The organism is Hyphomicrobium sp. LHD-15, assembly GCF_031157355.1.
Lineage (GTDB): Bacteria > Pseudomonadota > Alphaproteobacteria > Rhizobiales > Hyphomicrobiaceae > Hyphomicrobium_C.
Map to the genome: position 1 here is coordinate 431,877 of NZ_JAVIFT010000001.1, position 13,174 is coordinate 445,050.

Sequence of the window (13,174 nt, forward strand, 5' to 3'; positions counted from 1 at the left end):
CGCGCGGCCCCTTTCCTTTTTCGCATCCGCAATACGCTCCGATCTGTGATACTCCGGACACTGACGCACGTAAGTTTCCGAGCTTGATCCGGACGTTTTCCGACTCGTGATAGAGAACGCGCCGTAAATATAAGCTTATTACGGAGCAATCCTCATGATCCGCCCGGCCCGACTTGCCGCGCTTCTTCTCGGCGTCACCACCACCCTCGCCGCGTTCGCTCCAGCCTCCGCCGGTGACGGCAAGAGCTGGAAGTTCGACGTTGTGAACAAAGGCAACTCTCCCGTCATCGAGTTCCGCACGCAGGAAGAAGGCGAGTGGAGCGAGAACTGGATCGAGAACCGCATCGAACCGGGCGACAACGTCGAGCTCGACTTCGAAACCGACGAAGGCAAGTGCACCGTGCGCACCCAGATCCGCTTCGTCGACGGCACCTACTTCGATGCGGATGTCGACTACTGCAAGGCCAACCTCTTGGAAATCTACACGGATACGCTGCTCTGGAAGGCGGCCCAGTAGGTCCGCTTTCGCCGGTCGTGGCCGGCGTGGCACACAGCGTCTAAATCCGTTAGCTGCCGATTGCTCGTGGCGGGATCAGCCGACTATGATCCCGCCACGAGTTTCAAAGTTCTGCGGGGTAATCGTTATGCGTGTTGCGCGGCGGGGCGCTTGCGCCCTCTTTTTGTCGTTCTGGACCCTTTCGGGGTCCGCGCATGCGGATGCCATCTCCGACAATCTCAACGTCTATCGCATGAGCCCTCCCCTCGCGTCGTATACGCCGGGGACGATTGCGCGCGGGCATTTCGACAAGCGGACATTCCAGCGAACCGGCGAAAAGCTCCTCAAGCTCAACGTGGTGCGCTGCCGGGCCCCGTTCGACAAGGACGGCATCGAAGAGAACCTGGACAGCGCCGCATTCGCCGTGCGCGACCAGAAGTCGTTCGGGTTGTCGGCGGGCTGGGCGAACCTGCTCAACGCCAACTTCAAGGGCAGCTATGTCGAGGACGTCACGCTGACGTTCACCGGCACGATCTACGAATACACCGAAGACAAGCTCGCTCAGCTCCGCAAACGCTGCCTCGGCGCGGCGAACCCGAAAGGCGACGAGGGCCGCTTCCAGTTCCAGATCGTGCGCCAGGCGGTGGGGCGTTTCGAATATCAGATCAAATACAGCCAGGCGGCGAGCGCGGGGCTCAAGGTCGACATCGCGAACAAGCTCGCGGCTGAACTCGGCGGCAGCGGCGAGATCGGTCGGGAAGGCAAGATCACCATTCCGCGCGGCGCCATGGCCTATCCGCTGTGGCGCGAGGATTGGTGAGCTGCGGCTATCGCCGGATGCCTTCAGGCCGTGCTCTCAGCGGACGACCGTGCCGTTGACGCCTTCAGCGGGAAATAGAGCCGGTAGAGCGAGACGGTGGCCGGCAGGATGATGAGCTGGCCGATCAGCGACGCGAACAAGCACGCGGATGCGAGCTGACCGAAGAGGCGCAGCGACGGTAGATCCGACAGCATCGTCACGCCGAGGCCCAGCGTCAGCACGATGGTGGTCAGAACCACAGCGGGGCCGATGTGGTGCGCGGTACTGGCGAGCGCCTCGCGCGCACTGCTGGCGCCCGGTCCGATCCGGTCCTCTTCCAACCGAAACCTGTTCAGGAAGTGGATCGTGGAATCGATCGCCAGCGAGAACGCGACCGTGATGGCCACGATCGAGGCGAACTGCAGGCCCTGACCGGAGTAGTAAAGCAGCGCACCCGTCGTGAAGATCGGGAACAGAGACGGAAGAATGCTCGACACGCCGACAAGCAGCGACCGCAGCGCGATGCCGAGGAAAATGAATACCAGGAAGATATCGCCGACGAGCCCCCACGTCAGCTCGTGAATGAGCGTCGCGGAGTTGCGGGCGGCGATGGCGGGTAACCCCGTGACCGAGATCTCGTAGCCGGGGTGCCGCTTGCGTACAGGCTCCAGGGCTTTGTCGATCTTCTCAACGACGGGCAGGATCTCGCTCGAGTCAATATCGGGCAGACGCGCGGTGACCAGCACGGCGGTCTCGTCGGCCGTGATGAAGCGGCGGACCAAATGCTCAGGCAGGAGCTTCACATATTTCTGGACGGTCTCGATGCTGGCGTCGCCCGCGGTCTCAAGCCAGCGGCGCAGGCTTTCGAGCGACCAGACGTTGCCAAGACCTGCTTCCTTCTCGAGGATATCGTGCGCCTCCGCGATGACCGAAAGCGTAGCGGCGTCATAGAGCGCGATGGGCGCAGCGCCGGTGGAAGCGGCATCAGATTTGGGGCCCTTCCATTCGATCATGACGTGAACGGGATTGGCGCCGGTCAGCTTCTGGTCGAGACTGCCGGTTGCGGCGAGCGCCTGCTCCTTGTCCGGCACCTGGTCAGCCAGGCGGTACATGGGCTTCAGGCTCACGAATGCGTGCCCGGTGCCGAGGACGGCCACAAGCCCGAACGCGACGAACAGCAGCGGGCGGGCGCCGACGAAGCCCATGACGGTCTCGCTCATGCGCTGCAGCACGCCGACGCCACCCTCCTCGCGCTCATGCGGATCGACGGCCGCGGCCGGTTCGCGACGTACGAAGATGGCGGCCAACGTCGGCACCACGACGGCCACCGCCATGTAGGAAATGCCAACCGCCAGCAAGGCCGCGAAGCCGAACGTGCGGATCAGCGCGGATTCGGCGAAGGCGAACGAGACGATCGAAATGGCCTGGTTCATCGCCGTCAGCAGGCAGGCGGGCGCGACCTCGCGCACGGCGTTGCGGGCGGCCTCGATGCGGTCCATGCCGGCAAGGATATCGCGGCGGATCGCGAACACGAGATGCATCGAATCCGAGAAACCGGAGACGAGGATCAAAGGCGTGATGACGTTGATGAAAAGGTTGAGGCGGAAATCCAAGCCGCCGAGCACGCCGAGCGTCCAGAGAATGGCGGTGGTGGGGCCAAGCACGGCGATGAGGGTCAGCGACAGGCGGCGGAAGAAGAGATAGGCGACGGCGAAACCGACGACAAACCCGAGGCCGTTGTAGACAAGCCGATCGCGCTCGACCGCGTTGCGGATCTCGAGTTGCATGACCGGCGCGCCGGTGAGCTTTGCGGTGAGACCGGAGCCCGCGAGTTCCTTGTCTACGACCTCCTTGATGCCGCCGATCACGACTTTGGCGGTGCGCTCCTCGACCATGGCCCGGTCGAGCGCAATCACGATCAGCGCAAGCTCGCCATCGTCGGAGAGGAACTTGCCCTTAACGATATCGTTCTCTGCGAGCGCATGCTTCACCGCCTCATAAGCAGCCGGATCGGCTGGAAGCTCATCGGGCACAACGGGTGGAGCGTAGCCGGACGCATCCGGAATGTTGCGGGCGGACAGCATCGAGACGAGGCCGCCGACGCCGTCGGTGAGCTGCAGCTCGACGACCGCGTTTCGGAACATCTCGAGCTTCTCGCGGGAGAGCAGATCCTTGCCTTCGACGACGACGAGCACGTCGTATTCGCTCGACGGGAAACGCCGGTCGATCTGCTCGTATTTGCGGAACTCCTCCGTGTCGGTGCGGAACAATTCCGAGAGGCTGTCGTCGACGCGCAGGTTGGAGATGCCGATCAACGCGAGTGCCGTCAGCACAGCGATAAGGAAAGCGGCGAAGTACGGGGCATCGAGTGCAAAGAGCCCGATGCGATCAAGGCCGAACGAGAACGGGAAGGTTCTTCGCGGTGCGTCTCTTTCGGCCATGTCGTGCCGGCAGAACGCCGGGCTTCTCCCCGTCTTTCGGTTGCCGGCGGCGCGCTTCTTGTCGGTCGTTGTCAGCGCCGGCCGTTCGCCTCGGCGCATTCGAATCGCAGCCGAGACCGGCGTAAGCGTCGCATCGGGCCTTGCACGGATCAAGGGTTCGGCAATCCGCGCCGCGGCTTGCCGCGGGACCGTTGCGGCCGGGCCGCGCGCACCCTATTTTGCACCGCGATACCCGCAGCAGGATCGCCACCCTCATGGCCGACAATCCGATCGTTGCCGCCTCTCTCGATGTGGTCGATCTCAAATGCCCGCTTCCCGTTCTCAAGGCGCGCAAAGCTTTGGAAGCGCTCGCCGATGGCGCGGTTTTGGAAGTTCTGGCGAGCGATCCGGCCGCGGGCGAGGATTTCGCCGCGTTCTGCCTCGCGACGGGCCACCGCCTGATCGGCCAGAGCACAAAACCGGGGATTCAGCGCTTCCTGATCCAGAAGCGAGCCCACGCCTCCGGCACGTGACACTGCGCGCGGTGGCAACCGGGGGCCTTCCATCTGGCCGCACCTCGCGTGGCTTGGCTTGACAGGACGGGGAGGCTGCTCGCATAAGGGCGTCTTCCTGCGCCGGGCGCCAGGGCGCTTCACCCGATTGGGGAGCGCTCCGAGCCCTGCGCGACGCCGAGCCTTTTGTTTTCGCTTCCGATTTTCGGATTTTCCGCGATCATGGCTCGGACGGGCGGTTAGCTCAGCGGTAGAGCACACGCTTCACACGCGTGGGGTCACTGGTTCAATCCCAGTACCGCCCACCATTCCCTGGACTCACCTTGAAATAATATTCCAGCTCAACGGACTTCCGCATCAGCGGGGTGCGTTTGTTGGGCCGAGCGGACAAGAAGCCAGTCCGCAAGTGGACTGTCGCGGCCAACGGGGTCGGATGGTTCTTACTCGTCTTCGTCGCGACCTTCACGGACCCGCCCAAGTTTCCCGCTTCAGCGAAGACTGACCTCGGCGACCTTGTCCCGATATTCCTTTTTGGGGTCGGCACCGAGTAGCAGTCTAATTCCGGCAAAGAAGGATGTGGCGTTTTCCCAAATGTGGGCGCGCTCGGCATCAAAGCGCAGAAGCACAAGCTTCGGGTCGTCCTTGCCGCCTTCGAACCAAGCCGCGACAAAAGGAGACCACAGGCGATCTATGACAGCCCGATCGTTGTCGACGACCAACGAGCCGTGCAGCGTTGCGAAGAGATCGTGATCCTTCGACGTAAAGGACGCCGTGGCCCGTTTGGATGTCGTCAACACAGAGGCGATGGCAGTATCGCGTGAGGTGAAGAACCAAATCGGTGGCCGCCCCTCCTCCACCAGCGCCGTCATCGGCCGCATGTGCCCTTCCTCGACGCCGTCTAGCCCGATCATCACGGTCATGTCCGATGTGATGGAGGTCCAGAATTTCTGTTCAAGCTCTTCCGGCGTGGGCATGGCGTCTCCGTTCCCGATCGGACCTAGCGCGCAGATATTTGCAACGCCCCATTGGAGCGCTTGTTCCCTTCCGTGCGTGCTTAAACGCGTGGGACGCTCGGGGTGGGTGGAGAGGGCGTGCTCTTCTTAACGAAACCTGGAACCGGTTGGATTACGACGGATTGTGCCTCCCGCCACTTCCGAGCTAACAAGCGACATGCGCTTTACAGATGGCGCTCTACATCTGGTGAAAGTCGGTGCCACGTGACGTTTGAACGGTTGTTGTCCAAGGCCACGAACTTCCTATTCGACAATGACCCTCACGGTCGCCGGCTCGTCGTGGCGTCCAGATGCGCTTTGGCCCTGCTGCTTCTGGGGACTTTGGCAACCGCCGTGCTGGCCGTCCGTTCGCGCCAAGCGGAGGACTGGGTTCGGCATACGCTGAATGTCCGCTCCGATGCCCGCACCGTGCTGCAAGACATACAGAGCGCCGTCCTCAAGGAACGGGCTTTTTTGCTGACGCAGGACAAGGCGAAGCTCGGAGATGATTTCAATCGGGTCCTGGAGCAGATCACCAGCAAAGTGAGCGCGCTCGGTGTCAGCGTGGCCGATAACCCGTCTCAAGTGGCGCGGCTGAGGGGTGTCGAAGGCAATATTGTCAGCCTATCCGCCACGCTGAACGAAACCGTTGCCCTCACGGAGACGGGGCGCCACGAAGACGCAATCGCAATCGTGCGCTCCGACAAAGTGCAACGGCTGCTCGATGAGCTGAAGGCGCAACTGAATGATGTCGTGAGTGTTGAGGATGGCTTGCTGGTCGCGCGCGAGCGGGATGCGGCGTTCTTGCAAACCTCATCCCTCTGGGTCATCGGCGGGGCCCTTGCGATTGCGCTCGCGCTGTCGATCATCCTGCAAAGGGCGACCCGTCATTTCGTCGAGAATCTGCAACGGCGGACCAGTGAGCTGGAGCAGGAAATCCAAAGGCGCGAGACGTCGGAAACCGCGATGCGCCAGATGCAGAAGATGGAAGCGGTGGGGCAGCTTTCCGGCGGCATAGCCCATGACTTCAACAACCTGCTGACAATCATTCTCGGCAATCTGGAGATCATGAAACGGAAGCGCTCGTCATCGAGCGGGAGTGACGTCGGCGGCAACCTGGAAAAGCATATCGATATGGCCCAGCAAGCGGGCCGCAATGCCGCCAAGCTGACGCACAGATTGCTCGCCTTTGCCCGGCGACAACCGTTGGAACCGACCCGCGTCGATTGCAACAAGCTCGTGACCGACATGTCCGACATCCTCCGGCGGGCCATGAGCGAGACTGTCGATTTCGAAGCCGTTCTGGGCGCAGGAGCCTGGCCCGCATTCGTCGACTCCAATCAGTTGGAAAGCGCACTCCTGAACCTTGCCATCAACGCGCAACACGCAATGCCGAATGGTGGGAAACTGACAATCGAGACGGCCAACACGCATTTGGATCAAGCGTACGCAAGCCGGTTCGGGGACGTAAATCAGGGACAGTATGTCCTGATCTCCGTGGCAGACACCGGGACCGGCATACCACCGGACGTTCTTGAAAAAGTGTTCGAACCCTTCTTCACGACCAAGCCGAGCGGGCAAGGAACAGGCCTAGGCCTTTCCATGGTGCACGGCTTCGTAAAGCAATCGGGTGGCCACGTTCGCATATATAGCGAAGTGGGACATGGGACGACCGTCAAACTCTATTTGCCGCGTTTCGATGCGACACGGCTGGTCGCGTCGCATCCGGCGGGAAGCCCCGACGCGGCATTGCCTCTGGTTCGCGCCGAATGTGATCAGACCGTTCTGGTGGTTGAAGACAACGACGGCGTGCGCGCGTACGCCCACTCGATACTCACCGACCTCGGCTATACCGTTCGCGAAGCTACCAATGCCGACGACGCGCTTGCGATTGTGGAGAGCGACGCTCATATCGATCTGCTGTTCACCGACGTTATATTGCCGGGCGGAAAGAGTGGCCGGCAGCTCAGTGAGGCGGTGGCGAAACTGCGCCCTGACCTCCCGGTTCTGTTCACGACCGGATATACGCCGAATGCCATCGTGCATCACGGGCGGCTGGACGCAGGCGTAAATTTTATAGGCAAACCCTATACCCAGCAGGAGCTGGCAGGCCGCATCAGCCGGATACTGAATATAAAGGCACCAAAATAATAGCGTGCGATCGGTGCTCGTTTTTTAGAAATCGTCCGGTTATCGCGCGGTTGCGTCTCTCATCGACCCCAGCTCTCATTTTCCTTGCTGCGCGCGTCACGCCCTCACCCGGCCGTACCGGGCGGAGATCTGGAACTAACAGTCGCGCTCGGCGTTACACCCCAAGATTTTTTGTAGAGAATGTTAGCTCTTGCAAACGCAGCGGACATCCCACGGGACAGTTCATCCTGGACTATTGCTCCGCGACACTGTCCTTCCAGCCTTACAGCTGTCGGTCTCACAAGCCGCTCGGGATCTCTGCATCGCGCGCCAAACACTTCATCGCATCTTGGCGGGCGAAGCGGCCATTTCCCTAGATATGGCGGTTCGCCTCGAGAAGCTGTGCGGCCTGCCTTGGCAATTTTGGATCGAACGACAGCATAGGCACGAGCTAAAGCGCATCGCATTCGAAAATCGGGAGCTAATTCCGCGCATTCCTTCGCGCTCTCTTCCCGAGAACGTCATTAAACGTATTGGAGCCTTGCATGATGGTTGACGCAGAAGCACTCGCCTCAACCGGCGTTGTCGGCCTTGACGATATCCTGGGTGGCGGCCTCACTGCCGGGCACGTCTTTCTGCTCGAGGGGACGCCCGGTACTGGCAAGACCACAATTGCGCTCGATTTTCTGATGGAGGGATCGAGGCAAAAAGAGCAATGCCTCTACATCACGCTGTCGGAAACCGAAAACGAACTCCGGCAGGGCGCCGCCTCTCATGGCTGGACCCTAGACGACAACATCCACGTCTTTGAGCTTCTCCCGCCGGAGAGCGTCCTCGGGACCAGCAGCGATCAGAGCTTGCTCTACTCATCCGATCTCGAACTCGGGGAGGCCACGAGATCCATTTTCGATATATTCGAGCAGCTGAAGCCGAACCGCGTCGTGTTGGACAGTTTGTCCGAGATCCGCCTGCTAGCGCAAAGCTCGCTCCGATACCGGCGCCAAATACTGGCTTTGAAGCACTACCTCTCTCGTCACTCGGCAACGGTTCTGCTTCTCGACGATAAAACCTCTGAAGCTTCGGACAAGACCGCGCACAGCATCGTGCATGGGGTGATCCAATTGGAGGAGTTGTCTCCGAGTTACGGGGCGGAGAGGCGACGCGTACGTATTGTCAAATATCGCGGTCGCACGTTTCGCGGCGGCTTCCACGACTTCACGATCAAAACGGGAGGTGTCGTCGTCTTTCCGCGGCTAAGGGCTCTCGAGCACCGCACCAACTTCGACAGAGCCCAATTAAGCAGCGGCATTGCTGGCTTGGACGCCCTATTGGGTGGAGGGGTCGAGCAAGGATCAAGCACCCTTGTGCTTGGACCTGCCGGCACCGGCAAATCCACAATTGCCGTCCAGTTTGTTTCGGCTGCGATCGCCCGCGGCCAAAAAGCCGCAATGTTCATCTTCGACGAGGAATTGGGGCTCCTGTTCGAGCGAATGCGCTCGTTGGGATTCGACCTTGAAGCTTTGCGCGATTCTGGATCCCTTCGTATCGAGCAAGTCGATGCGACCGAACTCTCGCCGGGCGAATTTGCTTACCGCGTGCGGAGCGCAGTGGACGAATCTGGCGCGAAGACCGTCGTCATCGACAGTCTTAATGGCTACCAAGCCGCAATGCCGGACGAGAACTCACTCATACTGCATATCCACGAACTGCTTCAGTATCTGAACCGGCAAGGCGCCAATACCTTTTTGACGGTGGCGCAACATGGTCTCGTCGGGGAGATGAAAGCGCCGGTCGACGTTACATATCTCTCCGACACTGTCGTCCTCCTCCGCTATTTTGAAGCGATGGGCCAGGTTCGACGCGCGATCTCCGTTATCAAAAAGCGCACCGGCGCTCACGAGGATACCATCCGAGAATTTCACATTGGCAAAAACGGTCTAACGCTCGGCGAACCGCTGGTGCAGTTCCACGGCGTATTGCGCGGTGTTCCGACGTATCTCGGTGTGAGCGGCGACCCACTGGATCAAGCGGAAGGGGCCTGACATTCCTAGCTCAATTCAATCGAGAGCTTTGATCCTAGCGCCTCACGGTCGCGATGCCGTTGTTGCGAAGTCTCTCCTGGCGGAAGCAGGTATCTCCGCTGATGTCTGCTCCACTCTCGCAATCTTCCAGAATGCACTCGATCAAACCACCTGCTTCGCAATTGTCGCAGAGGAAGCTGTTCGGTCCGCCGACCTTCGGGCCGTTTCGACATGGGTAAATTCGCAACCGACCTGGTCAGACCTCCCGTTCATCGTGCTTACGCATCGAAATGACGGCGCACAGTATCACCCGGAAACCCCGCGGCTTTCGGATTTGCTGGGCAACGTCACGTTTCTTGAACGCCCGTTCCACCCTCTGACTTTTCTCAGCGTCGCGCGCACGGCATCGAAGGGACGGTACCGGCAATACGACGCGAAGGCGCGCATCCAGGAGCTGGCCGACAGCAAACAATTCCTCGAGGAACGGGTGGTGGAGCGTACGGCCGAGCTCAGCCGCGCGCACCAAGCCGTGCTCGCCGAGATCGCGCAAAGGGAAGAGGCAGAGAAAAGGCTCCGGCACTCTCAAAAGATGGAGTTGATCGGACAGTTGACCGGGGGCGTGGCGCACGATTTCAATAATCTCTTGATGGCCGTCATCGGCAATCTGGATCTCATCCGAAAACGTCTGCCATCCGATCTGAAATTGGATCGTCTCATCGACGGAGCGATGCAAGGCGCTCAGCGCGGCGCGGCTCTCACCCAGCGCCTCCTGGCTTTCGCACGTCGACAGGATCTGCAGGTCGAACCGACGAACGTTGCCGAGCTTTTGCGCGGAATGAATGACCTCATCGAACGATCGATCGGGAGGCAGATCGAACTTGTTGTCACTGTTCCTACCGGCCTATCTCCCGTGCTCGTCGATCCTGTCCAGGTCGAGCTCGCCATTCTCAATCTCGTCGTCAATGCGCGCGACGCCATGCCGAGCGGAGGCGTGCTGACGGTGGAAGCCAGCGAAGAAGCCACACTCGGGGACAGACAGGAAGCAAGCCAAGCCTCCTACGTATGCGTCACGGTCACGGATACCGGATGCGGAATGGACGAGGAAACGTTGCAGAAGGCGACGGAGCCATTTTTTTCCACCAAGGAGCTTGGAAAAGGCACCGGGCTCGGCTTGTCGATGGTCCACGGGTTGGCAAGACAGCTCGACGGAGCGCTGAAGTTGAGCAGCGAGGTGGGAGTCGGCACCCGGGCTGAGCTGTGGTTGCCAACGACGACGATGCCAATCGCCAAGCACAATGCGCAAAGCGAAAGTCCCGCAGACAGGGCTCGCGCGATGAATGTGTTGGTTGTCGACGACGACGCCCTCATTTCCATGAGCACAGCGATGATGGTTGAAGATCTTGGCCACACCGTCGTGGAGGTCAATTCGGCTCTGCAGGCGCTGGACATGCTCCGTAACGGCAAGAAGATCGATCTCCTGATTACAGATTTCTCGATGCCCAAGATGAACGGCGCGCAGCTCGCAGCGGCTGCAAAGGAACTCCGCCCGGACCTGCCGGTTCTCCTGGCGACGGGGTATGCCGACCTGCCACAGGGCACCGGTGCTGATTTCCCTCGTATTGCCAAGCCATTCCAACAGGACCAACTCGCAGCTGCCATAGCAAATGTCATGGCAAGTGCAGCTCATCGGGAATGAGGCGGTGACGAGCGATCGTGGAAACCACGCGTTGCTTTTGCGCGCGCCGCGTCGCCTTGCGCCCGCACCGAGGGTTGCGCCGGCGCTTCCCGTGCTAAACTCGCGAAATCGAGTCGGCGGACCTCAAGAGGCATGCTGATGAACGAACGCGTCAAAGCGATCCTGCTCACCGCGTTGAAGCTCGCGCCCGATGAGCGCGAGGAGCTCGCCAACTCGCTGTTGGCAAATCTCAACGTCGATCCGGCGGAGACCGATCAGCTGTTTCCTGAAGACGCGGCCGGCGAACCCGACGCGCCCGCTACGCCTGTGCAGCGAACCTCGGACGTGCTGGCAAAATATCTAGATGTCGAATAATGGCAGTTAGGCCGTAGGTCCGCGCGTCACGCGGCGCGGCGCTTGGCGTCGAGCGCATTCTCGGCGATCAGCTTCTTCATCTGCTCGAGCTCGTACTCGACGGACGCGATCAACTCTTCGCTTGCGGCCTGGTCGTCGCGTGCCTTGCGGACGTTGCTGTCGAACGCCTCCAGAGCCTGCTGAATAACGGAAAAGGCGATGTCGCTGTCCATGGCAGTCCCCCGCGGGGAGTTATCCCCTAGAGCGTGATTGCTTTTCCTTGAATCGCAATCCCGCTCCAAATCTTGATGAGACCGATGATTCACGCTTCGGACTGATATGGTCCGAAGCGATCATGGTCTAATCCACAGAGTCGCTAGCCGATTCCTGGGGACACAATTGCGGCGCGATACAGTTGTGCGCACCTTTACAGGTTGCAGAGACCTTCACCGAACGGATGAAGATCTCTGCTGCGCTCAAGCGATTGTCGATATTTTCGCGATCAGCCGATCAGGGCTTTGGCGGGACCAGCCTCGCCGTACATCGTCATCATCGGCTCGTCGTCGAGGATGGCTTCCTCGTACTTGCCGTAGCCGTTGAAATCACCCGCGATGGCACGACCGTAGGCGCCCACGTTGCCGATCTCGAGGTAGTCGCCTTCCTTCACGCATGCGGGAAGAACGAACGGCCCCTTCATGTGATCGATGGAGTCGCAGGTCGGTCCCCACAGCTCGTAGGAGACCGGCGCTTCGCCCGCCCGGGGCTCACGGTTCAGGAGGCGCGCAGGATAGATCCAGCCGAGATGCGCGGCGTCGAACAGCACGCCGTAGCCGCCGTCGTTGATGAAGAGATCATTGCCGCGGCGCGCTTCGACGCGCACGACCACGCTCTCGGCCTCAGCCACGAGCGCACGGCCCGGCTCCGCCATCAGGCGAACATTCTCACGCACGGGGAGCTTGTCCACGCCTTCGCGGATCGCCGCCAGGAACCGCGCGAGCGGCGCCGGCTGCATACCCGGATAGATCGACGGAAAGCCGCCGCCGACGTCGAGCCGGTCGACGACGACACCCGCCATGCCGATCAGGCGCTGCACTTCGGCGAGCGCGTTGACGTAGGCATCCGGCGTCATCGTCTGCGAGCCGACGTGGAAGGTGATGCCAAGCTCGGCCGCGACCTGACGCGCCTTGACCAGCAGACGAGCCGCCTTCTGGCCGCTGGTCCCGAACTTACGCTCGAGCGGGATGCGGCTGTTGATGGCCGGCACGGTGATGCGCACGAACAGCGCGAGATCGCGCGCCGGGCCCGACGGCCCGGATGTCTCATCGACGATCTTCTGCAGCTCGTCCTCGGTGTCGAGCGAGAAGCTCCGCACGCCGTGTTTGAAGTAGGCGCGATTGATCGCCTCGCGCGACTTCACGGGATGCATGAAGTGCAGCGTCACGCCAGGGATGGTCGCCGCGTCCTCAATCTCGGGGAGCGAGGCGACGTCGAAATGGCGGATGCCGGCGCCATAGAGCGCGCCGATCAGGAAAACCGAGCTGTTGGCTTTGTAGGCGTAAGCCACGTCGCCATCGAAATTGTCGACGAACCAGCGCGCAGCGCGGGCTGCGGCATGGGGACGGGCGCAAAGGACAGGGCGCTCCGGCTTGAGTGCGGCCACAAGATCAGCCGCCGAGGCATAACGCTCCATTTCAACGGACCTCCACCAACAATGGGTTGGACAAGAAGCGCCGTGCGAAGCGAGATCGCCGCCGTGCGTTGGCTGGATTTAGGAC

At 61.1% G+C, this 13,174-nt stretch carries 12 protein-coding genes and 1 tRNA gene; 9 read left to right on the forward strand and 4 right to left on the reverse strand.

What is annotated here, in order from left to right:
* The first annotated feature begins 154 nt into the window (after positions 1 to 154).
* Both RCO24_RS01985 and RCO24_RS01990 read left to right on the forward strand, forming a co-directional pair.
* Positions 155 to 517 carry a hypothetical protein gene (locus tag RCO24_RS01985; RefSeq protein WP_308959701.1) on the forward strand — a complete coding sequence of 121 codons (363 nt, stop codon included), beginning with the start codon at positions 155 to 157 and terminating at the stop codon, positions 515 to 517.
* A 163-nt stretch (positions 518 to 680) separates the two neighbouring features.
* Complete coding sequence (locus RCO24_RS01990; RefSeq protein ID WP_308959702.1) at positions 681 to 1,316, forward strand: hypothetical protein; 636 nt, start codon at positions 681 to 683, stop codon at positions 1,314 to 1,316.
* A gap of 23 nt (positions 1,317 to 1,339) precedes the next feature.
* On the opposite strand, the gene RCO24_RS01995 is transcribed toward RCO24_RS01990, so the two are convergent.
* Entirely contained in the window at positions 1,340 to 3,736 is a 2,397-nt protein-coding gene (locus RCO24_RS01995; protein ID WP_308959704.1) for an MMPL family transporter, read from the reverse strand.
* Between the two features lie 254 nt (positions 3,737 to 3,990).
* Between RCO24_RS01995 and RCO24_RS02000 the strand changes: the two genes are divergently transcribed.
* Positions 3,991 to 4,248: a sulfurtransferase TusA family protein gene (locus RCO24_RS02000; protein WP_308959706.1), complete on the forward strand. Its 258-nt coding sequence runs from the start codon at positions 3,991 to 3,993 to the stop codon at positions 4,246 to 4,248.
* A gap of 212 nt (positions 4,249 to 4,460) precedes the next feature.
* A tRNA-Val gene (locus RCO24_RS02005) sits at positions 4,461 to 4,535 on the forward strand.
* A 180-nt stretch (positions 4,536 to 4,715) separates the two neighbouring features.
* Here the strand turns inward: RCO24_RS02005 and RCO24_RS02010 are convergent.
* Complete coding sequence (locus tag RCO24_RS02010) at positions 4,716 to 5,201, reverse strand: pyridoxamine 5'-phosphate oxidase family protein (protein ID WP_308959708.1); 486 nt, start codon at positions 5,199 to 5,201, stop codon at positions 4,716 to 4,718.
* Between the two features lie 336 nt (positions 5,202 to 5,537).
* Here RCO24_RS02010 and RCO24_RS02015 point away from each other — a divergent pair, with 336 nt between their 5' ends.
* The 5 genes from RCO24_RS02015 to RCO24_RS02035 all read left to right on the forward strand — a co-directional run bounded on the left by RCO24_RS02015 (position 5,538) and on the right by RCO24_RS02035 (position 11,420).
* A complete protein-coding gene (locus RCO24_RS02015) occupies positions 5,538 to 7,370 on the forward strand; it encodes an ATP-binding protein (protein ID WP_308959709.1) in 1,833 nt (610 codons plus the stop codon).
* Between the two features lie 190 nt (positions 7,371 to 7,560).
* Positions 7,561 to 7,905: a HigA family addiction module antitoxin gene (locus RCO24_RS02020; RefSeq protein WP_308959710.1), complete on the forward strand. Its 345-nt coding sequence runs from the start codon at positions 7,561 to 7,563 to the stop codon at positions 7,903 to 7,905.
* On the forward strand, positions 7,895 to 9,391 hold the full coding sequence (locus tag RCO24_RS02025) for an ATPase domain-containing protein (protein WP_308959711.1): 1,497 nt from the start codon (positions 7,895 to 7,897) through the stop codon (positions 9,389 to 9,391). The genes RCO24_RS02020 and RCO24_RS02025 overlap by 11 nt, the downstream gene beginning before the upstream one ends.
* A 313-nt stretch (positions 9,392 to 9,704) precedes the next feature.
* Positions 9,705 to 11,066: an ATP-binding protein gene (locus RCO24_RS02030; protein ID WP_308959712.1), complete on the forward strand. Its 1,362-nt coding sequence runs from the start codon at positions 9,705 to 9,707 to the stop codon at positions 11,064 to 11,066.
* Between the two features lie 138 nt (positions 11,067 to 11,204).
* Positions 11,205 to 11,420, forward strand: coding sequence for a hypothetical protein (locus tag RCO24_RS02035; RefSeq protein WP_308959714.1), 216 nt, complete (start codon positions 11,205 to 11,207; stop codon positions 11,418 to 11,420).
* A gap of 26 nt (positions 11,421 to 11,446) precedes the next feature.
* On the opposite strand, the gene RCO24_RS02040 is transcribed toward RCO24_RS02035, so the two are convergent.
* Positions 11,447 to 11,632 (reverse strand): hypothetical protein, encoded by a 186-nt coding sequence (locus RCO24_RS02040; protein ID WP_308959715.1) that lies wholly within the window; start codon positions 11,630 to 11,632, stop codon positions 11,447 to 11,449.
* Between the two features lie 269 nt (positions 11,633 to 11,901).
* Positions 11,902 to 13,089, reverse strand: coding sequence for a type III PLP-dependent enzyme (locus RCO24_RS02045; RefSeq protein WP_308959717.1), 1,188 nt, complete (start codon positions 13,087 to 13,089; stop codon positions 11,902 to 11,904).
* Between the last annotated feature and the right edge of the window lie 85 nt (positions 13,090 to 13,174).